Origin of the sequence: Candidatus Manganitrophus noduliformans (genome assembly GCF_012184425.1) — a bacterium.
Taxonomy (GTDB): Bacteria; Nitrospirota; Nitrospiria; order SBBL01; family Manganitrophaceae; genus Manganitrophus; species Manganitrophus noduliformans.
The window spans coordinates 1,076,079-1,099,282 of record NZ_VTOW01000001.1 but is presented as its reverse complement, the minus strand read 5'-3'; the positions used below and the strand labels follow the sequence as shown (position 1 = coordinate 1,099,282).

24 protein-coding genes are annotated in these 23,204 nt (G+C 56.8%); 8 read left to right on the top strand and 16 right to left on the bottom strand.

The window, feature by feature from the left end:
• Positions 1 to 13 precede the first annotated feature (13 nt).
• The 16 genes from traN to MNODULE_RS24625 all read right to left on the bottom strand — a co-directional run bounded on the left by traN (position 14) and on the right by MNODULE_RS24625 (position 15,447).
• Positions 14 to 1,093 carry a conjugal transfer protein TraN gene (gene traN, locus MNODULE_RS05405; protein WP_168058428.1) on the bottom strand — a complete coding sequence of 360 codons (1,080 nt, stop codon included), beginning with the start codon at positions 1,091 to 1,093 and terminating at the stop codon, positions 14 to 16.
• Positions 1,090 to 2,943: a hypothetical protein gene (locus MNODULE_RS05400; protein WP_168058427.1), complete on the bottom strand. Its 1,854-nt coding sequence runs from the start codon at positions 2,941 to 2,943 to the stop codon at positions 1,090 to 1,092. The genes traN and MNODULE_RS05400 overlap by 4 nt, the downstream gene beginning before the upstream one ends.
• Positions 2,900 to 5,380: a TraC family protein gene (locus MNODULE_RS05395; RefSeq protein WP_202882118.1), complete on the bottom strand. Its 2,481-nt coding sequence runs from the start codon at positions 5,378 to 5,380 to the stop codon at positions 2,900 to 2,902. The genes MNODULE_RS05400 and MNODULE_RS05395 overlap by 44 nt, the downstream gene beginning before the upstream one ends.
• A 12-nt stretch (positions 5,381 to 5,392) precedes the next feature.
• Entirely contained in the window at positions 5,393 to 5,845 is a 453-nt protein-coding gene (locus MNODULE_RS05390) for a TraV family lipoprotein (RefSeq protein ID WP_168058426.1), read from the bottom strand.
• A complete protein-coding gene (locus tag MNODULE_RS05385) occupies positions 5,833 to 7,017 on the bottom strand; it encodes a TraB/VirB10 family protein (protein WP_168058425.1) in 1,185 nt (394 codons plus the stop codon). Before MNODULE_RS05385 ends, MNODULE_RS05390 begins: the two co-directional genes overlap by 13 nt.
• Positions 7,017 to 7,760, bottom strand: coding sequence for a type-F conjugative transfer system secretin TraK (locus MNODULE_RS05380; protein WP_168058424.1), 744 nt, complete (start codon positions 7,758 to 7,760; stop codon positions 7,017 to 7,019). The genes MNODULE_RS05385 and MNODULE_RS05380 overlap by 1 nt, the downstream gene beginning before the upstream one ends.
• Before the next feature lie 4 nt (positions 7,761 to 7,764).
• Positions 7,765 to 8,316 (bottom strand): type IV conjugative transfer system protein TraE, encoded by a 552-nt coding sequence (locus MNODULE_RS05375; protein ID WP_168058423.1) that lies wholly within the window; start codon positions 8,314 to 8,316, stop codon positions 7,765 to 7,767.
• Between the two features lie 11 nt (positions 8,317 to 8,327).
• Positions 8,328 to 8,597 (bottom strand): type IV conjugative transfer system protein TraL, encoded by a 270-nt coding sequence (traL, locus tag MNODULE_RS05370; protein WP_168058422.1) that lies wholly within the window; start codon positions 8,595 to 8,597, stop codon positions 8,328 to 8,330.
• A gap of 58 nt (positions 8,598 to 8,655) precedes the next feature.
• On the bottom strand, positions 8,656 to 8,970 hold the full coding sequence (locus MNODULE_RS05365; protein WP_168058421.1) for a hypothetical protein: 315 nt from the start codon (positions 8,968 to 8,970) through the stop codon (positions 8,656 to 8,658).
• A 50-nt stretch (positions 8,971 to 9,020) separates the two neighbouring features.
• The gene (locus MNODULE_RS05360; protein ID WP_168058420.1) at positions 9,021 to 9,740 is read right to left on the bottom strand and encodes a DsbC family protein; all 720 of its coding nucleotides are present in this window, start codon (positions 9,738 to 9,740) and stop codon (positions 9,021 to 9,023) included.
• A complete protein-coding gene (locus MNODULE_RS05355; protein WP_168058419.1) occupies positions 9,730 to 10,287 on the bottom strand; it encodes an OmpA family protein in 558 nt (185 codons plus the stop codon). The genes MNODULE_RS05360 and MNODULE_RS05355 overlap by 11 nt, the downstream gene beginning before the upstream one ends.
• 155 nt (positions 10,288 to 10,442) lie before the next feature.
• Complete coding sequence (locus tag MNODULE_RS05350; RefSeq protein WP_168058418.1) at positions 10,443 to 10,862, bottom strand: response regulator; 420 nt, start codon at positions 10,860 to 10,862, stop codon at positions 10,443 to 10,445.
• Positions 10,863 to 11,379: 517 nt separating this feature from the next.
• Positions 11,380 to 12,876 carry a sigma-54-dependent transcriptional regulator gene (locus tag MNODULE_RS05345; protein WP_168058417.1) on the bottom strand — a complete coding sequence of 499 codons (1,497 nt, stop codon included), beginning with the start codon at positions 12,874 to 12,876 and terminating at the stop codon, positions 11,380 to 11,382.
• 19 nt (positions 12,877 to 12,895) lie between these two features.
• Complete coding sequence (locus tag MNODULE_RS05340; RefSeq protein ID WP_238339220.1) at positions 12,896 to 14,074, bottom strand: hypothetical protein; 1,179 nt, start codon at positions 14,072 to 14,074, stop codon at positions 12,896 to 12,898.
• Positions 14,075 to 14,548: 474 nt separating this feature from the next.
• Positions 14,549 to 14,806: a helix-turn-helix domain-containing protein gene (locus MNODULE_RS05335; RefSeq protein WP_202882117.1), complete on the bottom strand. Its 258-nt coding sequence runs from the start codon at positions 14,804 to 14,806 to the stop codon at positions 14,549 to 14,551.
• Positions 14,807 to 15,060: 254 nt separating this feature from the next.
• A complete protein-coding gene (locus MNODULE_RS24625) occupies positions 15,061 to 15,447 on the bottom strand; it encodes a TraU family protein (protein WP_238339218.1) in 387 nt (128 codons plus the stop codon).
• Positions 15,448 to 15,799: 352 nt separating this feature from the next.
• Here MNODULE_RS24625 and MNODULE_RS05320 point away from each other — a divergent pair, with 352 nt between their 5' ends.
• From MNODULE_RS05320 to MNODULE_RS05285, 8 genes are all read left to right on the top strand, one after another.
• Entirely contained in the window at positions 15,800 to 16,156 is a 357-nt protein-coding gene (locus MNODULE_RS05320) for an ArsR/SmtB family transcription factor (protein ID WP_168058413.1), read from the top strand.
• Between the two features lie 115 nt (positions 16,157 to 16,271).
• Complete coding sequence (locus MNODULE_RS05315; protein WP_168058412.1) at positions 16,272 to 18,602, top strand: efflux RND transporter permease subunit; 2,331 nt, start codon at positions 16,272 to 16,274, stop codon at positions 18,600 to 18,602.
• Positions 18,599 to 19,399, top strand: a complete 801-nt coding sequence (locus MNODULE_RS05310) for an outer membrane lipoprotein-sorting protein (RefSeq protein WP_168058411.1) — start codon at positions 18,599 to 18,601, stop codon at positions 19,397 to 19,399. Before MNODULE_RS05315 ends, MNODULE_RS05310 begins: the two co-directional genes overlap by 4 nt.
• A gap of 58 nt (positions 19,400 to 19,457) precedes the next feature.
• Positions 19,458 to 20,678, top strand: a complete 1,221-nt coding sequence (locus tag MNODULE_RS05305) for a DUF1302 family protein (RefSeq protein ID WP_168058410.1) — start codon at positions 19,458 to 19,460, stop codon at positions 20,676 to 20,678.
• Positions 20,647 to 21,420 (top strand): class I SAM-dependent methyltransferase, encoded by a 774-nt coding sequence (locus MNODULE_RS05300; RefSeq protein WP_238339216.1) that lies wholly within the window; start codon positions 20,647 to 20,649, stop codon positions 21,418 to 21,420. The genes MNODULE_RS05305 and MNODULE_RS05300 overlap by 32 nt, the downstream gene beginning before the upstream one ends.
• Before the next feature lie 3 nt (positions 21,421 to 21,423).
• Positions 21,424 to 21,774, top strand: coding sequence for a DsrE/DsrF/TusD sulfur relay family protein (locus tag MNODULE_RS05295; RefSeq protein ID WP_168058408.1), 351 nt, complete (start codon positions 21,424 to 21,426; stop codon positions 21,772 to 21,774).
• Between the two features lie 16 nt (positions 21,775 to 21,790).
• Positions 21,791 to 22,945: an NAD(P)/FAD-dependent oxidoreductase gene (locus MNODULE_RS05290; RefSeq protein ID WP_168058407.1), complete on the top strand. Its 1,155-nt coding sequence runs from the start codon at positions 21,791 to 21,793 to the stop codon at positions 22,943 to 22,945.
• Between the two features lie 10 nt (positions 22,946 to 22,955).
• On the top strand, positions 22,956 to 23,192 hold the full coding sequence (locus tag MNODULE_RS05285) for an SHOCT domain-containing protein (protein ID WP_168058406.1): 237 nt from the start codon (positions 22,956 to 22,958) through the stop codon (positions 23,190 to 23,192).
• Positions 23,193 to 23,204 lie beyond the last annotated feature (12 nt).

Genomic DNA, 23,204 nt, shown 5'->3' with positions numbered 1-23,204 from the left:
AAAGAGGAGCGCGCTAAGGGCGAAGATTCTGATAAAACTCATTGACCTTATTCTCCATGCCCTGATTGATTTGAGACTGTGACTTTGACGAGATATTGGCGAAATATTCGGATAAATCCATCCGGCTGAAATCGAGCATTTGCATCTCTTCCGGCGCGAAGCCGACGCAATTGGGGCTGTCGGTCGTCCCCCACTGCCCGTCGGGTGCGAACTTCTGCAACTGCCCTCTCCCCTGCTCCTGGATCATCCGGCCGAGCTTTGAGTTGAAGCAGCAATACACCTCCGCCTTCTGCACGCAGCCGACGAGGGGCCACTCTGTTTTGCAGTAATCCCCCACGTAGTGGCAGCTCTCGGCATCCCTTGCGGCGTTCGTCGACCACTCGGCATCAGTGCAATGTTTCTTGAAGACCAGAAAGTCCCCCGATCCGTTGCTGCAGCAGTTGAAGAAGGAGGTCCCCGCCCCTGGAGGGCGGCACTCCGAACCCTTGCCGTTGAAGATGAAGACCGGCCCCTGGCAGAGGCCGGTGTTCGGATCGGCCTGTCCATTGTTCTGATAACTCGTCAGGTTCGGCGTAACAGTCTGCGGGGGCGCCGCGTCTAAATCCACGCAGGCGTTCGAGGAACATTGATACGTTCCGGCGTTATTCATGCAGGCATACTGAGGGCCTAAAGGACAGCTGTATCCCTGCAGGCACTGATCTTCTGCCGGGTCGTACATGCCGGTCGCGCAAGAAGGGGTGGCGGTGCAGACCCCCCCGGCACTGTCATAGGTGTAATTTGAGGGGCAGTGCCAGTGAATCAAAAACCTTCGATGCAAATGAAATCTTCTTGGCGCCTCGCAACGATCACTTACGGTATTTAAACTTCCATCCGGCGGACAGGTTGCAGCCGTGCGGCTTGCGCTGCAGGGGGTCGCCCCAAGGGGGCAGAGCGGCCCCTCCGGCGTCGAAGCGCAGGATGCGGTCTCCCCCGGATCGGATACCGCGCCGTTCCCGTTGGTATCCTCGCCGCAGACGAAGTTGACGGCGTAAGACGGTTCAACAAGGAGAAGTCCGAACGCGACGGCCATGACAAGAAGTCTGATCATCTTCATTGTTTGACTCCGTTGCTGCAGATCATGTCTTTCCCGGCGTTCTTGAGAACCTCCATCAGGGAGGCGGCTTCCGCGAAATCGGACATGCACTGGCAGCTTTTGACCACCTCTTCGCCCGCGGAACGGGGACAGGCGCTATCGACACATTTCTTATAGAAGAAGTCGTAGCTTGCGGTCGTATTTCGGAATTGCGCCGTGTTCCCGGCCACGGAAGCCTCGGTATCGGTCGTCGGCTTTCGGGTCTTGCACGCCATCTCACAGTCCAGGTAGCTTTCTCGACCCGGCAGCCCAACTGTTTCATCTTCCGAAATCCAATTTCCGTTTTGGTCTTTTCGAAGATCCCGGTAGTAAACGGACGCCGTATTGTCGGCGACGCTCCCGATGACCGCTCCGGCCCTTTTCTTTGCGTCGGTGAAATCAAACACCTGATTCGTCTGGCAGAGGTAGGTCCTCTGCTTCTTCCACCAATCCCGGCAGATGTCGTAATTCGAAACGAGCCCGATCAAGGTCGTGCAGGAAGGAAGAGGGGTCAGCCCCGTCGGATTGAAAGCGCCATAGGTGCCGACCGCGTCGACGTTTTCCGCTTGCAGCCGGCAATTCGGATCGGCCTCCAGGGAGCTACAACTATCGGTAACCGATTCAGAAAAAATATCCGATGTCCGCGTGCAGAGGGAGTAATAATCGTAGGCGTCGTACGTGCAGCGGTCCTCTCCCCTCCGCCTGGATCGGTCGCGAAAGTTCTCAGCGGAGGTGCCGAGATAAATCGCTCCCGCTGGGACGGAGGCATAGACGGTCGCGGCCGGCGGAGCGCAGTAGCCGGTCACATTGGAACACCGGCAGTCATTGATCGATCGATTGGATCCTGCATAAACCTTCAGGTAAATGGTTTCCTCCCTGGAGGCGAGAGCCCCGGCAGGCGCCGGATTCTGGCAGAAGGTCTGCTGCGACGTGACTGCGGCTGATCTTTGGATCACGCATTGACGGGAGGAGGCGCTCTGCTGCAACGCCGGAGGGGTGGTGGTCATCAGGCTATAGTGACTCATCGGGTCAACCGATTGAATTGCGATCTGGGATTGAACTTCAGTTGAAATTCCTCCGGGATTATTGAAGTACTGTTCCTGAGAGGATCCGGTCGAGGCACACTGGCCCGCGTTTTGTCCGAAATAGGTCAGCGTGGTTCCATCGATTTTTACGTCGGTAACGGTCATTTTAGGATTGTTGGCCTGAATGGCGCCGACCACTCCCCCGCCGATGTCTTTGAGCACGGATGGAAGATGGGTCATGGCGAGGTTATTGTCGCAGCTGTTGTTGATGCAGTAACAGCCTCCCAGGTTTAATTGAGAGACCTCCCGCAGGTCGGCTCTTCCGCCGGCATCGGCGGTCCACCGGTAATACCGGCAGTCGGCCCACTGTCCCGGGGTACAGGAGACGACCCCGTTGGCGCAGACGCCCGAGATGGGGAAGGGGGGCTGATAGGTCGAATCGATCGTCCCGTCGAGATCGGTATCCTGCCCGATCAGGACCGGGGAGAGATCCCCCGTGATTGTGGGAGAGATCAGAACATTGAGAAAGTCGCTTGAGGAAGGACAGGTCAATTGCGCGTTAAAAGAGGTATTGTTGTCGATCGTCGTCATAGGAACACCTTGGGAGGTCAAGGGATTGGAAGCGTTTTGCCGAATCCCCTCGGGGGAGCCGAATTTCGAGAGCGCGGCATTCGCCGAATCCCGCGCCGCCTGCTTCGGATCGGTCTGGGACAAAGCGGGTCCCCCACAGAGCAGCAAGAGCGTCGCGGCAAGCGCCACCCCATCAGCTCCGATATTTTCGCACCATCTCGCCAATCGCCTCTTCATAAGGCATTCCCCTCGAAACCATCGATTCGATTTCAGCGACCTCTTTTCCATCGGAGGTGTAGACATAATAGGAAAAGGGATCGACCACCAGACGAACGACCCCCACGCCGAAGGGGGTGTCCATGAAGATCTCCGAGTATTTCGGCCGATTGCTCTTGACACTCTTTAACAGCTTCATCGTGAACGGATCGTAATCGATCAGTTTTTCCTCTCTGGCCTTCTCGAAATCGGTCGATTCCAGATAGAATTTGAATGCGGAGTTCGCCCGGATTACATCCCCCACCGCCCCGAACATCTTGGAATCGAGCAGCGACTGGGTGATGATCGTGAAACTGGCGCGGTATTTCCGCGCCCTCCGGTATCCTTCTTTGATCACCTCCTTCAGCGCCACGCTGTCAGCGCCGCTCTCTAAGAATTGCCAGGCCTCGTCGAAGATCGCCATCCGAGGCCGCATGCGGTCCGAGAGATAGAGATCGCGGGTGACCTCGTTGATCACCTGGAGCGTCACCACCTTGAAGAGCTCTTTCTGCGGTTTTAAATACTCCAGCTCCAGGACCACCCACTCGTCCTGGGAGATATCGAAGGTCGATTTCCCGTTGAACCACCTTCCATAGCTGTTCCCGGAGGTGAATTCGGTCAGATTGAACGCGAGTATCTGAGCCAGATCTGTGAAATTCTCGTTCCCGGTGAACTCCTCATCCATGTATTTGGGAAAGGAGCGCAGATAGTGACGGACCGTATCGATCTGCGCGTCGTTCCCCTCGGACTCGTAGGCCCACTTCACCGCCGATTTGATCAGCGTCATCGCGGTCTCAGCCGATTCGGCGGGGGCCGCCCCCGTCGTTGAAAAGATCATCTGAAGCACGATCGACGCAATGACCGAAAGGTCTTCCTTGATTTCCCGGATATGGGTGAAGGGATTGAGGCAGATCTTCGAATCCTCTCTGAAATCGAGGTAGCGTCCCTTGAACATCCGGGCCAGTTTTTTATAGGAGCCGCCGATATCGATGATCCTGAGCATCGCATTGCTCGCGAAACAGCCGAACCCCTTGCTATTTACGAAAAACGATTTCCCTTTGCCGCTTCCTCCCGCGATAAAAACGTTATGATTGCTGGCGCGTTGATCGAAAATGTCGATTCGAGCGGCCTGTCCCTTCCGGCCGGCGAAGCTCATCACCGGAGCCCCTCCTCCCGCGAAATCGGATTGGACCGGGAGAATGGAAGAAATCGCATCCAACGGGGCGATGAAGTCGCGGTCGAGAAGATCGATGGCGCCCCCCTGATCGTAGAGCCCGAAAGGAAGGGCCGAGATGAACAGAATCGGGAGAATCCCCCTGTCCTCCTGCATGATATAGCCCTGGCCCTCCCAGAGCCGCTTGGCCCGGATGATCGCTTCCGACGCGCTCTTCTGATCCTGATCCCACACCCATAAGATCGGGATCACCCGCAGAAAGCGGGTCCCCTTCTCCAGCTCGTCGGTCGCCCACTGAAATTCGTCCTGCTTGCGGGCGAGGGTTCTGGCAAAGCTCCCAAACCCTTTTTGGAACAGGATCATGTTGCACTTCTTGTGCAGCGCCGCTTTCAGATTGTGGAAGAGGATGTTGAGCGTATAGAGAAAGGGGGTCTTCATCTGATCTCCATCCATCCCCCAGCAGCCTCCGAAGAGCTGGCCGGTCTGAAACAGGTCGACCTCTTTCGGAAAGATCTTCGGGGTGGCGCAACGGAAGATGCGGTCTCCGATCTGAAGATGGGCCGTCTGCTTTTTTATTTCCGTTTCGGAGAGGATGATCTGCTTTCGGATCGGAATCCCATCGGCATAACGGGTATTGTTCACCGACCCCTTCCCGTTGAAGAGCCGTCTCATCCAATCGAGCAAGGCCTCCGGGGGGACCTCCTCCGGAGAGAGAGACGCTCCATGAAGCGTCTCTCTGATCGTGATGTGGATTTCCTCCAGTCTCCGGGGGGTCAGTTCCTCCTTCGGCATCTTCACCGCCACGAAGAGTCTGAAGTTGCGGATCGGAATGCCGGAGAGAGAGGCCATCCCCTTCACTCCTTTCAAGAGGAAATCGCACATGGCCTCGGTCGCGTTCCTGACGATGGGGCTCTCTCTCCCCCTCGATCGCCGGATGGCGTCAAGATACGGATCGATGTTGTCGTCGGCGTAGAGAATGAATTGAACGATCGATCTTTCCGGGAAATCGATCCGAAAGAGCGCATCGAGCGTGGTCTGCGTGCGGGCGCCTGCGAAGGCCAGCGGCACGCATTCGAAGAGAAATCCGACCGTCTCGTCGGTGTTGTAATAGAGCGTCGCCCGCTCATCGTAGGCGGCCCACGGCAGATAATCGGAGAATTTATTCCGATGGCTCATCGATTCCAGTTCGGAAATCGTCAGCCCGCCGTTCCTGCCGAAGATATTAAACAGATTGGGAAGCATCATCACGAACCTCCCTTACTTCTGGAGAGGCAATGCCGTCGCCCTGGCGGCCGCTTCCTCGTTGAGCCACTGATTTCCCAGCACCCATTTCGGCTCCTCGATAAGGATGTAGACATACCGGGACATGTAGAGCCGGGCCCCTTCTCCTTTGTAAGGGAGGATCAGCACCCGCATTACCTGGGGAGGGGCGATCATCGGGGTGGTCGGCTCGCGCAACAACCCCGTGAGCTTCTCGTACAAGGCGCTCTGATAGCTCGCCTCGCTCAAGGAGAGTTCTTTCTCACTCCCCCTCTTCAACGGCCCCTCTTCTTCCTTCTCCTTGCCCTCCAAGGACTCCTGATAGGCGGAGGCGGGCGAGACGCACTTTCCGTTGTAAGTCTTGGGACAGGTGAAATTGTCGTTATAGGGATTGAAGATGGCGCAGCCTGACAGGAAGACCGTCAGCAATCCAACGCTTATTTTTCGCATGACTGCCCTCCGATGCAGATCTCTTTAATGACCAGATCGACCCCTTCGGTCACGACCAGTGTGACCGTCTTTGTCGCCCCGACTTCGATGATCGGGGTGGCCTGGCGGGCCAGATCCAGATAGAGCTTCTCCAACTGGTCCGATCCCCCGGAGAGGCCCCCGCCGATCGCGGCTTTGCCTAAATCTTCCGGCTTGATCAGCTGAGTCGCTCCAAGAGGACTGACCGCCGTGGCACTCGCTGAAGCCCGAAAGGCGTCTCCCGCCCCTCCGAAAAAGCCTGCAAGCGCCCCCCGCGCCACCGCCGATCCCATTCGGGAGACGACGTTTCCTCTCAAGCCGTTCTTGCCGTCTTCGTCCGCGACATACCCTTTGATCCCCTGGTCGATCACCGCCTGGCCGTTCTTCGCCAGGCAGGAGAGGGTCACCAGTCGCAGCTCGACGCGCTCTTTCGAGAGTTTCCCGAAACCGTGCGCGATGACAAAACAGCCTTTCAGATTGGCCTTGATCTGATTTGGAAGGACCGCCAGGTCGCGAATTCGCAGCAACACCGGCTCGGGATTCCCCTTCGCGGACTCCACCGTCTCGGCATCGAGCCCGGTCAAGAGCGTCGCCTCCATGAAGGAAGGGGGGAGATAGATCGTTCTCTTTTCTTTTTTCCGATCGGCCCCTTCTTCCTCCCTGGCCGCTTTGGCGTAGGGATTGGAGATCACGGCGATTTCTCCGAGCACTTCCCGCTCCGGCCCTCCGGCCGCCCCCTCCCGTCCCGGCGAGGGGGGTGGAGGAATCCGGACTTCGATCGGAGGGGGAGGCGGAGGCGCAGGAAACGCGTTTCTCTGAGATAACGTCATCTTCGGGGGATGTGCCGCATCCTTCCCGGTTTTTTTCTCCTCCTTTTCCTTTTTTAACGACTCAAGCTCCTGGCGCAGTTGCGTGATGCTTTCCTCCTGGCGGCGCAACTCCTTCTGGGACTCCATCACGAGCGATTTCTCCAGCATCTTCGGCTCCAGAGAAATCTCCTTTTTCTGCTCAACAGGAGGCGAGGTGGAACCTCCCCGGCTCAATCGGTATCCCCAGACCCCCACGCCCAGCACCGCGACGACCAGGAGGGCCAAAATCCCCTTGCGTTTCTGCTTCGCAGTCAAGCCGCTCCAAAACGCTTCGATCCAATTCATCAGTTCCCCTCCCCCCGCCGCTCGACGATCAAGAGGCGCGCCGTCTGGCCGGAGGTCAGCGTGAGACGATCGATGGTGACCGCGACCGGCCGGAGCGCAAGCTCGACTTTCAGAAAATCCTTCTCGCGCATCTCCACACGCGATCCCCTCGGTTGAACCAGGTACTCTTTGACCTGAAGGCCTTCTCCCTCCACCGAGATGGTCCGCGTGAGGGTGATCTCGATGTCTCGAAAGAGATCGAACGTCTTCCGGATCGGCGTGATCGCAAAGCTCTCCGGGATTTGATCGGTATAGACCGCCCGGATCAGGGTGAGCAGCTTCTCCTCGTAGGGCATCCCCCGCATGAGCGAGAGGTTCGATTTGATCCGGTCGGAGCCTCCGGTCATCAGCCGCACCGTCTTGGAGGGGACGCGCTTGGGGATTGCGATGATCCGAAAGACATGCTCTCCGCAGACCACAAAGAGCTCCGCAGGGGTCGTGGCGTAGATCATCTCTCCCCCTTCCTTGACGATCTGGAATTTCAGGAAGGCGTCTTTCTTCGTGTAATGAATGGAGATCCCTTTCTCCTTCGAGAAGATCACATCCTCAATCGTGGCGCCGCAGACGATCCGGTTGGCGTCGGATGCGCTCATCTCCACGGGGGTGGCCACCTCCGGCAGGATGCGGATATCTTCGGAAGGGGCCTCCTGGGAAAAGGCCGGTCCGGATAAACCGAATAAAAAGAAAGCGATGAGAAGAGCCATATCGTCACTCCTCCTTTTCGGTGATGCTCAATAGGGTGAACCGGCCGTCGGTGATTCGGTAATGGAGGATGTACGACTTCACCGCTTCATCCACCCGGGTCGCCTCGATGAACTGCCTTCTCACCCCCCGCGCTTCGAGGGCGGAAGGGGCGATGAAGATCCGCTGAATGTAAAAAACACTGGTGATATGCGCGGTCTCGATCCGGTCGGCCAGCTCATAGAAGCTCTTCTTCGCCTCCGGATACGCGTCGGGGGCATATAGGCCGAGCAGCTCCTCGAACTGGCCGCGGGCGGTCGCCTCCGTGTAGTTTGCCGCCAATCCGAGCGCATACCGGGCATAGGCGCGCAGGCTCTCCTCGGAGGCGCGCTCCCCCGTAATTTCCAGCCTCGTGTTGAGGCCGGCCGGGATGAGAATCGTGCGCGCCGTATTCATGGCCCGCGAGAGCAGGATGGTATTGAAAAGCACGGCGCCGCCGATGAGGACGACAATGAACTTGAGCAGCCGGTTCTCGGCGACCTTGTTCGAGGAATTTTGCAGATAGGTCTCAAGTTTCATCGCATCCCTTTTTATTCCCGGAATTCATCTTCGAAAAAGGTCGGATACCCTTTCATGCGGGCCAGACCGATAAAATAAAAACTGTGCTTTAAAAATCCCCTTGGATAGCGCTTTTTGGCCGAGGAGTAGAGATAGGGGCCGCCGATGACCAGCGGCCAGAAGAAGCTTCCGAACAAAAGCGCCAGCGTATAAAAGATAAGGGCAAGGACCAACTCATCCGCCTCCAGCCAGAGCACCTGGAAAGGCTGGGAGAGATATTGGGGAAACCGCTTCTTCTCCATCGAGAAACCTCAGATGTCGCCCCCCCTCCCCCATCTCAGGGGAGAGGGGACGCTCGGCTCAAATCAACGCCCCGAGACTGGTGACCAGGGCATCCGCCTTCAGGAGGACCCCTCCTCCAAGAATGGCCGGAATGGCATACATGACTTCCCCCATGATTGCCGCCGCGGCGCCCATAATGATCGCGACCACTCCTGCCACGAAGCCGATCGGGCCTTTGAGCATCTGGTTGACGCCGATGTCGTAAACGTCGTAGGCGAATGATCCGGCCGCAGGCGCGGTAATCGCCATCGCAAACGGGGCGATGGCGAGGATGAAGAGCAGCGCCAGGAACGCCACCTGAAAATCCTTTCGACTGAATAGACTTGTTTTCATATTTCCTCCTGTTTTTGGATTCCTCCCTGCCGGCCGGCAGGGAATGTGGCTTATGATTTCGGCTCCAGAATCTGGAGTATCTTCTCGAAGTTCGCCCCGGAGACGAACTGGCCGTTGATCCACATCGTGGGCGTGCCCCGCACCCCCAACAGTTGGCCTATCCGTTGATGTTCCAAGAGCAATTCCTTCACTTCCGCGTCGTCGCAGAGTTTAAAATCCTCATCGTCCAGCCGGCCTGAGAGCGCTTCCGCATAGGCCCCCGGCTTATCCTGGGCGCAAAGGATGTATTGCGCCTTTCGCTCCGCATCGGGATGAATCTGCGTGATCGGAAAGAGAAAGATGTATCGGGTGACATCCTTCCTCTTCTTGAAAAAGGCGGCCGTCTTTCTGCAGAAGGGACAGTCGGGGTCGACGACTTCGATGACGGTGTGCTTTCCGCTCCCGATCTTGATCGCTTTCTCTAACGGAAGGTCTTCGATCCGCGAAGCCGTCATCTCCGCCTTTTTCCGGGCGGTAAGACTCATCCCCTCTTGGGTCAGGATCTCTCCCACGAGCGTCAGCCCGCTTTGGGGGTGGTAGTAGACGATGTTGTCTTGGAAGGCGATCTCATAGAGGCCGTCGATTTCCGTCTTTCGAATGCTCTCGATCGGAAGCTGCGCGAATTGAGCCCGGATCGACTCCTCCACCGTCTGCTCCTCCCCCGACTCCGCAAAGAGCTGCAAGGGATGAAGCAGCGCAATGAGCATCATCAATAAAAGGCTATTTCTCATGGTCCCCTCCGTTTTTCATGACAAGAATCTCCACCCTGCGATTGAACCGCCGGTCGGCGGACCGGGGGCAGCAACTCCCTTTCCCCACTACTTCGGCCACCACGATTCCGCGCTCCTTGAGAATCGCGGCCACACGTTCGGCCCGCGTAAGCGATAGCCGGTCGTTTTGCTCCTTCTTCCCAAGATCGCAGGTATGGCCGACGACTCTGACCTTTCCTTCCGATGTTTTGATCCGCTCGACGGCTTGCAGTATCTCTTCCTCTTGAGTCGGGGTGATGCGGTTCTCGTTGAGTCCGAACTGGATGATGGCAGGCTCTACGGTGTCTTCGGATAAAGCCACCCCGCCATCTTCGCTCACTTCTTCCTTATCCTGAATCGGCTCTTCCTTGACTGGGGACGGGAGATGGAACGGTTCCGTCATCCTCAACGCGATCGGGATCTCTTTTGGTTTTACGGCCAAGGCCGGAGCGCTCTTGCAGTCGCAGAGGACGAATGTCTCGACGGCCTCTATGGCGACCCCCATGTCGGATGAATACTGGTAAGGCATCTTGGAGATTTCAGCGGCAAAGGAGGATGCTAAAGGGAAGGAGAACAATACTGAAAAGAAGATAGGGGCCATCCCCTTGCAAAGCCTCCGGTTCCTTCCTTGCCGATACATATCCCCTCCTGACAACCCCCGATTACTTCGAGGATCTTCCCCGCTTAATTTCCCGCTCCCCGCCTGTCCATCCAGGAATCCCCGATCAGGAACCTCCTTAAAAGCTGTTTTAACTCCTCCCTCTGAATGGGCGTTCGCACCACCATGTCCACTCCATATCCTCTGGAAATATCGATCAGATAGTCCACCATGCAGGCGTGGGCGGTGATGATCCTTGCTATGTTTTTCCATCCTCGGATGTGAACCGTTCTGATCAAGTCCAGGCCGTTCATTTCGGGCAGGTCGTAGTCCGCCAGTAACAGATCGATCGGCTGCCGCTCAACGATCTCTATCGCTTCATGAGACGAGCATGCAGTGAAGATGGTACAGTCATGTAAATGGATTTCCATCAGAAGGCTGTGCGTCAATACCGCGAGCGCCTCCACCAAATCCTTTTCGAGGTGAACGAGAAGAAGGTTTCTCATCTGTCGCTCCGATGATGGTGATATCCGAGTACGGTTATGAGCCAATAGCAAGGACCATGCCGGTATAGGATTTTATTTGTTAGGGCAATGCAAACCGCTTCTATGATGGGAATTCCAGACCGGATCACATCCGCGCGACCTTTGAGATTCAGATCGGCAGTGTTACCAGATGGAGGAATATCTATCTTTAGAGGAGGGGTCGGAAATCCTGGTGGTCCCATGCGAAAACCGTCTCGGTCCACCAGTCACGAGATTACACGATATTTCAATCGGTTAGATTGCAAGGAAAATTATTTCCCTGTCATTCGGATAGCAATGATTTTTAGGAGGGGGAGGTTCGATTTAGCGACACCGGGATCGGTCCGACCGATAAGGGCGCGCGGCGATCGTCTCAGCCGAAGGTTGAATCGACATTCGCATTCTGCTCAATCGAAAACAATCCTGCGGTCTTCTCTTGCCGAAGATCATTGGGATGATAGGCCGGTATAATCAAACACTGTCGGTTTCTCAAACGGTGTTAGATTTTTCGAACAGCTTGTTCGATTTTTCGAACAGTTTGTTGGTTTTTTCGAACACTGTCGGATTCAGCTTTTATTCCGAGCTTATTTATCAGGTTGGAAAAATATGCGCGACTCAGATCCAACTGCTTTGCGGCAAGGGTCTGATTCCATCTGTTTTCTTCCAGGGCAGTCAGCAGAGTTAATTTCTGGAATTCAGCCAGGCGCTCTTTGTAAGTACCAAGATTATTTTTCTTGATTTGCTTGAAGGTGTTCTCTCCTCGACAGGCGCCGGTGTTCAATGAAGGATCGACTGGGGCCGTCTCGGCCTGGCCTGTAGAAGACTTTGAACCCAAGAAATCGAAATACCCCGGCGCTAAATCGGGTGATGAATTGGTGGTCAGAACTTGTTCAAGAGCATGGAAGAGCTCCCGGATATTCCCCGGCCAGTGATATTCGATCAGTTTATCCATCGCCTGCGGGAGAATCACTCTTCGGCCAAATTGTTTTTCATGCCGGTCCAAATAGTATTGAACGAGCAGTGGGATATCCTCTTTCCGCTGATGGAGCGGAGGAAGAACGATGCTGACCACGTTCAGTCGATAATAGAGATCATTTCGAAATCGACCGGCATCGATTGCAGATTTCAGATCTACGTTTGTAGAGGCGACGACCTGCGCTCGAAGGGGAAGCGGCTTCTCACGGCCCAGCGGACAGAACTCCCTTTCCTGAAGGACCCGTAATAAAGAGACTTGCAGATCGACGTCCATATTGCCGATCTCATCCAACAGAAGCGTGCCGTCTCCCGCCACTTCCAGTTTGCCGATCAGCCTCTTTTTGTTGTGCAGGCCGGGATAGTTCTCGCAAACGCCGAACAATTCGCTCTCCAGGAGCGTCTTCGTAATAAATCCGCAATTGATCGACACAAAAGGGGTCTGTTCCCCTTTCCAGGTGTGAATGGCCCGGGCGATGAGCTCTTTCCCGGCGCCGCTCTCCCCAAGAATGAGCGCCGAGGAGCGATTTTCGGCGACCTTTTGAATCAGTTTATAGACGCGCCACATGTCCGGCGACTTGCCGATGATCCTTCGGCCCGATCCGATCTCCAAACCGCCGTCCCTCTCCACGGTTTCCTTCAGACGGATCTCACAATCGATCTTCTGTACGATTTCCCGAATGCGGGATTCGATCTGATCAGGAGAGGTCTTGACGATGTATTCGGCGGCGCCTTGATCCAAGGCTTTCGCTCTTGCGTCATGGCCGCTGATGCGGCTGATGACATAAATGGTCAGATTCGGCCGCTCCCGGCGGGCCTCTTCGATGAAATAAAGCCCTTCCTCGGAACCGCCGCTAAGTTTGATCTCGGTGAAGACCCCCTGGGGATTCTTTCTCGTCAGGAGATCCAGGCCGCTTTTCCGCCCCGAGGCGATCAGGAGGTCATAACCGGCGCGTCCTAATATACTGCGATAAATCCTGCAAAAAGCGGGATCCTCCTCGATGATCAGAATCGACTTATTCATGGCGTACCGGTTTCACCCTTCATTGTGAAAACACGCTATCTCCGTTCGGCGGCCGACCCCGTTCCCGGGCCAGCCGCTTGAGCACGGTGGTGAAGAAGCGGGCCCGGGAGGTCCGGATCTGGCCGTGATACTCCGCATCCTTTGTCTCGGAGAGGGCGCAATAAACGAGGGTCTCCGGCAGACAACGGACCATCTTCTCGTAGTAAGGACGGCTATGCCGGTCGTTCGTGAATTCGAGGATCTGTTCGACCAGATCGAGTTGTTTCGGATCGGCGCCTTCGATGGGGAGGGATCTGGTCGGCCTTTTCCTCACGATCAGCTTGTAATCTTTGTCGTCCTTTGTCTTGACCATCGCCAGTTGGAGGAGGCCGGTGGAGATCGGCTTCCCCTCCAGTTCCTCGATCGCGCGCCGGATCAATCGAAGCCGCTCGGATGGCCAGACATATTTTCCGCGAACGGAGAGATCTTCTTCTAAAAGTCGTCCTGCGCGACGCTGCCAGGCAAACTTGTCGGCCATCACCACATCGAGGAAGGCGTAGAGCGTAAGAGCGATCTCCCCGCGGATCTCCATCACGACGTCGACTAGGATCGGTTTTGTATGCTGCCGCAACAGGTTCTTCTCGATCTGTTCATTGAAGCGGAAATAGCTCACCCCCTCGTAACCGTCGCTTCGGGATCGAAGATTCCGAGACTCGTAAATTCTCAGCTTGGAGAGAAGGTTGATCGGCTCCTCAAAGAGATGGTGGCGGCCGGCATCCTTGTCGAAGAAGGAATATTGCCAGGTGATCGGAACCTTCCGAAGGGACCGAAGCGACCGCTTCAGAAGGAGCAGTTGCTTCTTCCCCCATCCGAGCTTCATGATGCGGGCCAACTCCCTTAAGCGGATGGCGGTCCATCCTTCCGCAGGATCCCGGGGGCGCTCCCACCAGAGCTTTTGAAGGGTCAGGTAGGTTCGATAGTCGAAGGTGTTCAGGATCTGCCTATCGACCGGTTCGACAAGGATCTTGGCCAAGGCTTTCTTTCCGTTGATGTCGATTACCCATGTCTTCACGCGGGCCAGGACGTCGTTCCGCGCATGGGAGGGGGTGAAGATGAACGAGGAGAACTTCGCGATGTTCATCTCGACCGGGAGGAGATCCTGATTGTCGATGAGACCAGGGATCAGAGGGGCACCCAAACTCTTTCCGTTCCCACCCATCTTGTCACCCACCAGAGTTGTCTCGCCGTCTGTCTCAGGTTTTGATGAAGGTTAAAATACCGTTTGGCCCGCCTTAAAAAGCGTTAACGCTTAATGTTTAAAACCGTTAAACGCTTAAATAAAACGCTCCGCTCGCCAAAAAGGCACTTTTCATTTGTTTATTCAATGCGTTGGAATTTTCCTTCCTGCATGAAGTACACCAGCGGCCTGCACAAAGTACACCGGGGAGAATCCGCATCCCTGCATGAAGTACACCACCTGACCTGCACGAAGTACACCAGGCAAACTCTGATCCGCCAAAACTGTGGATAAGCGAAAAAACGAATGGAATCTCACCCGCTTCGGGTGGATGCTTCCTGCACAAAGTACACCGGAGCGCTGATCGGCGGGGTCGGCCCACGCTACTATTGATTTCACGTTTCCCATGCCGCCCCCAAGGGTCCTCTTGGATGAGGATTAAATCGCGTCGACTTCTCACATCTCCGAGGTGGAGGCTTTGAGATGTTGCTCGATCCACGCGATGAGATCGCGCCTCCTGTACCGGACACATCTCTTCGAGATCCGGACGAACTTCGGACCGTTTCCTGTAAAGCGCCAGTACTGAAGGGTCTTTTCCGACACTTTGAGAAACTGCGCTGCCTGTCTCTCCACGTATAGCTCATCAGGATCCAAATCCATGACCTTCAATCTCAGACGCTCCAAATCTTCTTGCACAATCGACGGGTCAGACACGGCGGCCTCCTGAAAACAATGTTCCTCTGCTTCGCTCTGCACGATCTCCCAAAAGAACCGATCTCGCCCCCCATAGAGCAAAGAATGTGCCCCTGCATATTCGATTTTCCTTTACTTCGAAGGACGCCATGTATCGAGCCGATTCTTTTTAAAGATCAATGGAATAGACGAACAGGCCCAAAAACGCATTTTTATCGGAGAGGGAAAGAAAAAGACTCATGCGGGATTGATGGCGTTGCGGATGTGTGACTATGTTAGCAGAACTGCGACGCAAAGATCAGGTAGGCATAGAAGTGGACCGGGTAGAAGGCATGATGGATGCCGTGGCTCTCCGTCGTCGTGTTGGACCCGAATCCCTGGATCGTGGGCGAAAGATCGACCCCCCCAGGTACGGGAAGCAGTAGGGATCGCACAACCTCGATCAGGCAGACCGGCACCCAGAACGAGACCGGGATGCCGGGGACCACGTTCAACGGAGGGGCCGGTCGGCGCAAAAACAGACGGGAGACTTGTTCACCGTTTCCGTGTCTTCCTGTCCGAAGCCCGCCGCCGTGACCCCGCCGATCTTGATCGGGAAGATCCCCGTCCAGTCCACATCGGTGATCGGATTGAAGATCCGCCCGGGACGGCGGAGGCGTCATCGGCTGCTTCAAACAAAAAGAAGTAAATGATGGGGATAACAGTTCTCAGAATTCTTACTTTTCCTACACCCTGCGCCCCTAAATCGATTCGACTGCTGGAAACTCGCCTTCTCAGGCAAGGATCAGTCTAAAGAAAGAAGAAATTATCCGAAGAGAAAATGCGGTCAGGAGAAAGAAAATTGGGCTGTTTTTCGAAATATTGTCCAATCCAGCAACTCAGATCGGCAATTTCCCTTATCTCAATCTGCCTGTCCGTGGGGCACCACACTTGCGCTTGACAAAGTTGTAAGGACTTGGATATTATTAATATAAGTTTCGATATATCGAAACTTATATTAAGGAGACCCTCTGAATGACCCGACAACGCAATCATGACCTGGAAGATCAGGTCTATCGACTCCACGCGGATATCTGCCAGACCTTGGCCAACTCCAAGCGCCTGAAGATCATCAATATTCTGCGGGAGAAGGAAGTCTCCGCCGCAGAGATCCTTTCGATCCTTCAGGTCCCCAAGGCCAACCTTTCCCAGCACATGACAGTCTTGCGGCAGAAGGGGATCGTGGTCGCCAGGCGAGAAGGGAACACTGTCTGCTACCGGCTGGCCCGGCCGAAGATCCTCAAGGCCTTCGATCTGATGCGGGAGGTTCTCTTCGAGGTCCTGGAGGAGCAGCAGAGACTTCTGAAAGAATACGGCAAGAAAAAGAAATGATGGAAGACCCTCTGTTGACCGGAGGGGTTTTTGACCTGATCCCATCGCGAAGCGATAGAGGGCGCAACAGGATGGGACACTGCATGTGAGTATCCTCATCCGCCGGGAGAATTGAATGGACCGATCTGACCATCATGCACCCTGGCTGACCCGCTTCTCGGTCGAGTACCCCCGGCGGGCGATTGTCCTGATCCTGGGCGTGACCTTCCTCTTCCTGATCCCGTTCCCACAGGTTCGTACTGACACCGACCCCAAGAACATGCTTCCCCCGACCTCCGTTGTGCGGCTCTCCAATGACGAGGTCGAGCGGTGGTTCGCCCTCCACAAGGATGTCATCGTCCTGGGGATCGTGAACGACCGGGGAATTTTCAACCGGGAGACCCTGGAGCGTATCGCACAAATCACGGGGGAAATCCTCACGATTCCCGGCGTGGTCGTCCGGGATGTGACCAGCCTCACGACGGTCGACAACATCCTGGCGGAAGAGGGGCAGTTGGCGGTGCGGCCGGCTGTCTCCGAGATCCCGCAGACACCGGAGGGGATGGCGGCTCTGGAGCGATCCCTCCTCTCAAATCCCCTCTTCCTCGGCAGGCTCCTTTCCGAAGATGGAACGGCGACGGCGATCTACATCCCCCTAGAGCGGGGCGCCAACGGCAAGGCGGTTGCCGACCGGATCAGAGCGGTCCTTCCCAAGGAGGGGGAGAAGGACCGATACTATCTTGCCGGCGACCCCGTCGCGCGCGACACCTTCGGCGTTCAGATGTTCTACCAGATGGCAATCCTTTCCCCAATCGCCGGGATGGTGATGTTTCTCCTTCTCTGGCGGATGTTCCGGAATCTCCCCCTGGTCTTCTCGGTGATGGGGGTGGCGATGGTGAGCATCATCTGGAGCATGGGGCTGCTGATCGCTCTGGGATATCCGGTCCACATCATGAGCTCGATGAGCCCCGTCTTTCTGATGGCGATCGCGACCGACAGCATTCATATCTTCAACGAGTTCTCCTTCCGGTTCGCCGAGGGAGGGGAGAGGCGGCGGGCGGCGCTCGACACGATGGCGGCGGTGGCCGGTCCGGTCTTCTACTCCGATGTGACGACAGCGGTCGGGTTCGCCTCGCTCGCCACCGTCGCGATCGTCCCGGTGAAGATCTTCGGCCTCGCGGTCGCCTTCGGCACCCTGGTGATCCTCCTGATGAGCTTCACTCTCATCCCCGCCGTCCTGACGCTGCTGAATCCGCACCGCGCGCCGCACCCTCCGGTAGGGGTTCAACATATTGAATCCCTGCAAGGGTCAGGGCTGGCGCGTCTGGGAGAAATTTCCGTCCGGCATCCCAAATCGATTGCGATCGCGGGAGGGGTGTTGCTGTTGGCGGCTGGGGTGGGATTGTCCCGCATCGAGGTGAACAACAACATGGTCCACTGGTTCAAATGGAATAGCGATGTCCGGACGGCGGACCGGGTCATGAACGCCCGCCTCGGAGGGACCTCCACCGCTTATCTGGTGGTCCAGGGCGCCGCGGAGGACGCCATGAAAGATCCGGCGATGCTCCGCGCCATCGAGGGGCTGCAGCGGGAGTTGGAGAAGGACCCCCGCGTCGGAAAAACCTTTTCGGTCGTCGACTATGTCAAACGGATCAATCGGGTTCTCCACAGCGACGACCCCGCGTTCGACCGGATTCCCGAATCCCCGGCAGAAATCGGACAGTATCTCTTTCTCTTCGGGATGTCGGCCAAGCCAAGCGATCTTGACAACGTCGTCGACTACCCCTTCCAGAAGGCCAATCTCTTTCTGCAGCTCAAGAGCTGGGACGCCGGGGTCATGGCCGATCTCCTCCGGCGGACGGAAGCGTACCTGGCCGGACACCCTCTTCCGGGAGGGGCGACGATCCGGCCCGCCGGCATCGCCTACTTCAACCTCGTCTGGAGCAACGAGGTCCTCTGGGGGATGTTGGAGAGCTTTATCGCAGGCCTGGTACTGGTCTTCCTCATTCTGATCGTCCAGACCCGCTCCTTCCTCTGGGGCCTCCTGACCTTCGTCCCGCTCTTCTTCACAATCGCCCTCATCTATGGGGTCGTCGGCCTCGTCGGAAAGGACTTCGACATGCCGGTTGCGGTCCTCTCGACCCTGTCGCTGGGAATGGCGATCGACTTCGCCATTCACTTTGTCGGCCGGTTCCAGCAACAATATGCGAAAGAGCCCAACCTGGAGGGAGCCCTCCTCTGGACCGTCGCCCGTCCTGGGAAGGGAATCCTCCGAAACGCGCTCCTCTTCGCGGTCGCCTTCTCGGTGATGGCGGCTGCCCAGCTAACCCCCTACATCACCGTCGGCGTCCTCATCGCTGGAATCATGCTCCTCTCCGCCGCCGCGACCCTGATCGGACTCCCCTCCCTGATCTTGATTTTTCAAAAACATTTAACCTTCCCGTCCGGAAAGGAGAAAGTACCATGAAGACGATACGCGATTTCCGCGCCATTTTTCTGCTGGTCCTCTCGGCGGCAGGCCTTCCCGACGGCGCGCAGGCCACCGATGCGGCCGACATCGTCCGAAAATCCCAAGCCGCCTTCTTTGAGGCGGGCAAAGATCTTCAGGCGCGGATCAAGATGACGCTCACCACGCGGGACGGCCAGCGGCGGCTGAGAGATCTCACCATGCTCCGGAAGAACGGTCCCGCCGGCGAGCAGAAATATTTTATCTATTTCCACGGCCCGGCGGATGTGGCGGGAACCACATTCATGGTCTACAAATATCCCAACCGGGATGACGACCGCTGGCTCTTCATCCCGGCGATCAACCTGGTGAACCGGATCGCGGCCCGGGACAGCCGGTCGAGCTTCGTCGGTTCGGACTTCACCTACGAAGATGTCTCCGGCCGGGACATCGTCGCCGACACGCATACCCTCTTGAAGGAAGATCAGGTCGATGGCCGGAAGGTCTACCTGGTGGAGAGCAAGCCGAACCGCCCGGCCGAGTACGCGCGAAAGCGCGCCTGGATCGATCAGACCACCTTCCTGCCGTTGAAGGAGGAGTACGACGATATCCAGGGAGCCCTTTACAAGGTTTTTACCGCAGACGAGATCAAAGAAATTCAGGACCTTCCGACAGTGATGAAGCGGACGATGGCGGACGTCAAGACCGGCCACAAGACCGAGGTGGTCTTTGAACGGGTTCAATACAATGTCGGAATTGGAGACGATCTCTTTTCCGAGCGATATTTAAGAAGGCCGCCGGAGAAGTGGATCAAATAAAAACAGTTGTGAGTTGAGAGTGGTGAGTTAGAAAATGTTCAAGATAAGGATGACATTGGTGCTATTTCTTGTTTCGGTCACTCCTGCGCTTGCGGAGGAGGTTTCTCTGCATGGTTTTGCGCAGGGAAATTATGCCGGACGGATCACGGGTGAAGAGTTGCCTGGACCCGAAGGGGGAGATTTCCTCTTGGGGGAGGAACGGTTTCAGATCAAGCTTTCAGGCGCTTCGGAAGGGAGCCGGTTTTTCCTCAAGAGCGATTTCTTCAGAGACGCCGTCTTCCGCAAGACGGAGACCGACCTGCGCGAGGCCTACCTCGACTACGGCGGCGGCTTCTTTGATCTCCGCCTGGGCCGCCAGATCATCACCTGGGGGGTGGGGGACCTCCTCTTCATCAACGACATCTTCCCGAAGGATTACGCCGCCTTCTTTTCCGGAAGGCCTCTCGAATACCTGAAGATCGGCTCCGACGCCGCTAAGGTCGATCTCTTTTCAAACGTCGTCTCCGCCGAGCTGGTGGTCATCCCCTTCTTCCAATCGGACACCCTTCCGGCGCCGGAGCGATTCTTTCTCTTCGATCCCTTTCCCGGTCTCCCCCGGACCGCCGAGGAGCCGCGGGCCGAGTTCGAAAATACCGAGCTGGCGTTAAGGCTCTACCGGAGCCTCTTCGGTTTTGACACCGCGGTCTACGCCTACAAGGGCTTCTTCAGGACGTCGGGGATGAGACCCGATTCTCCGTTGGCGCCCAGCAGGGTTAATCTCTTTTTTCCCCGGCTCGCCGTCTACGGCGCCAGCGGCCAGGGAAACGCCCTGGGAGGGGTGACCGGTCTGGAGGCGGCCTATTATGACTCCCTGGATGATCGATCCGGGCGCGATCCCTCTATTCCCAATTCCATGGCGAAGTATCTGGCTGGCTATCAGCGGCAGCTCTTAAGCGATCTGACCGCCGGCATCCAGTACTACGGCGAGTATCTCCTCGATCATGGTTCGTACCGCGAGACGCTCCCCGCCGGTTTCCCCGCTCAGGACCGGCTGCGACAGCTTCTGACCCTCCGCCTGACTCAATTTTTCCGCTACCAGACCTTGAGGCTTTCCCTTTTTGCTTTCTATAGCCCGACGGATGAGGATTATTATTTCATCCCGGAGGTTCGGTACAGCTTCACCGATGCGCTCTGGGGGGCGGTGGGGGCGAATGTTTTTGGAGGGAGCAAAAAGACAGCCCCCTTCGGACAACTGGATAAAAATGACAATGTCTACGTCACAACGCGCTATGAATTTTAAAGATGTGGCCGATCGGTACGATGCCTGGTATCAAACCCCTCTTGGCTCTCTGGCGCACGCCCTGGAATCGGAAGTCATCTTCAATCTTGCCGAGGTTAAACCGGCCGAACGAGCGATCGACATCGGGTGCGGGACGGGAATCTACACATTGGAGCTGGCGCGAAGAGGGAGTCGTGTCGTCGGGGTCGATCCTTCGATGGAGATGATCGCGATCGCGCGGGAGAAGTTCCGGCGGGCGGGGCTCCCCGGCCTCTTTGTTCTCGGATCGGCGGAGGCCCTTCCCTTTCGCCCGAGCTGCTTTGATCTCGCCTTGGCGGTGACCTCTCTCTGTTTTGTCCGCTCGCCCGATCAGACCATCGAAGAGACGCACAGGGTCTTAAAGCAGGACGGACGGCTGGTCCTCGGCGAGCTGAACCGCTTCAGCCCCTGGGCGCTCTGGCGGAGGTTGAAAGGGCTCTTCACCGACACGATCTACAATCAGGCCCATTTCTGGGGGAGGCGGAAATTGGAGCGTCTTCTTCAGCGAAAAGGATTCCGAATCGGCGCTACGCGCATCCTGCTCCACTTTCCGCCAGTCCCTTCCAGAACTTTTTTGAAGGGTTATCGTTTGTTCGAAGTCATTTTAAAAAAGTTGGCGCCGGGAACAGGCGCGTTTATCGCCATGAAAGCGGAAAGGGGAGGATCGAATCAACGCGTGAAGCGCCTCCCTTTCCTTGACGAGCGAAGTGAGCAAAGGAGGTAACTCATGGACGCCATCACATTGATTGTGCAAGAATCTCCTTACGGAACGGAGAAAGCCTGGAACGCCCTCCGGCTGGCCCAGGCGCTTCTGGCCGCAGAGAGCCGGGTCAACCTCTTTCTGTTGGGAGACGCCGTCGGGATGGCCAAAGCGGGCCAGGAGGTCCCGACGGGATACTACAATCTCGGCAAGATGCTGGAGCAGCTTGGCGCCAAAGGGGCCGAAATTCTGGCGTGCGCAACCTGTTGCAAGGCGCGGGGGTTCAAAGGAGAAGATCTGATCAAAGGGGTCCGCATCGGAAGCATGGCCGATCTGGCCCGATGGACGAAGGAAAGCAGACAGGTCATCACATTTTAGGAGAGGAGAATCCATCATGGCAGGGAAAACGATTCTCATCTTGGGCGGGGGGATCGGCGGACAGGTCGCCGCCAATCTCTTGCGCAAGAAGATTGCCCGCGATCACCGGGTGATCCTGATCGACAGAAAACGGGAGTACGTCTTCTCCCCCTCCCTCCTCTGGCTGATGGTCGGCCAGAGAAAACTGGAGCAGATCCGCCGGCCGCTGGAATCTCTCGCCCGGAAAGGGATCGAGGTGGTCCAGGCTGATGTCACCCGGATCGATCCGACGGGGCGGACGGTGGTGGCTGATGATCGGGCCTTTTCTTATGACGACCTCATCATCAGCCTGGGGGCCGATCTGGCCCCGGAGACCATCCCGGGCCTGCGCGACACGGCCCACCTCTTCTATGAACCGTCGGGGGCGGAACGGCTATGGGAAGCGGTGCGCGGCATCGAAGGAGGCCGCGTGGTGATCCTGATCGCCGCAACGCCGTTTAAATGCCCCGCCGCCCCTTATGAGGCGGCGATGCTCCTCGCCGATTATTTCAGAAAGCGGGGCCTTGAGAAGAAGTGCGACATTTCAATCTACACGCCGGAGCCGCTCCCGATGCCGGTGGCCGGACCGGTGATGGGGAACGCCGTCAAACAGATGGTCGAAGAGAGAGGGATCGCCTTCCATCCGATGATGAAGATCTCCTCGGTCGAATGGTCCACCCGGGAACTCCTTTTTGAAAACGGCCAGCGGACCCGGTACGACCTCCTTGTCGCCGTCCCGCCCCATCGGGCGCCGCAGGTGACCAAGGATTCCGGGCTGGCGGGGGAGTCGGGATGGATTCCCGTCGATCCCCGCACTCTCAAGACTCGCTATGAGGGAGTCTACGCCATCGGAGACATCACCTCCATCATGCTCCCCGTCGGAAAACCGCTTCCCAAGGCGGGGGTTTTCGCCCACCATCAAGCGGAGACGGTGGCCAAAAACATCGCCGCCGAGATTGCGGGAGGCAACGCCTCCGAAGCCTTCGACGGACACGGCTACTGTTTTTTGGAGATGGGCTCTGGCCGCGCCGGTTTCGCCGGCGGGAATTTCTACGCTCTGCCTGCGCCGCAAATCAAATTGAGAAGGCCCGGCTATCACTGGCACTGGGGAAAGGTCCTGTTTGAGCGCTGGTGGCTGAAGCATTGGTTTTAGGAGATCATCAATGATGTCCAACGGCATGATGGGCTATGGCATGGGCCTCTGGATGGTGCTCAACCTCCTCTTCTGGCTTCTGGTGATTGTGGGAGTTGTCCTTCTGGCGGTCTGGGCGGTGGATCGGGGTAGTAGAGGCAGAAGCGATCGGGAAAGCGAATCGGCCTTGGAGATCCTCAAGAAACGGTACGCCCGGGGGGAGATCTCAAAGGAAGAGTACGAAGAGAAAAAACTAGACCTTATTTAGAGAGAATCACCT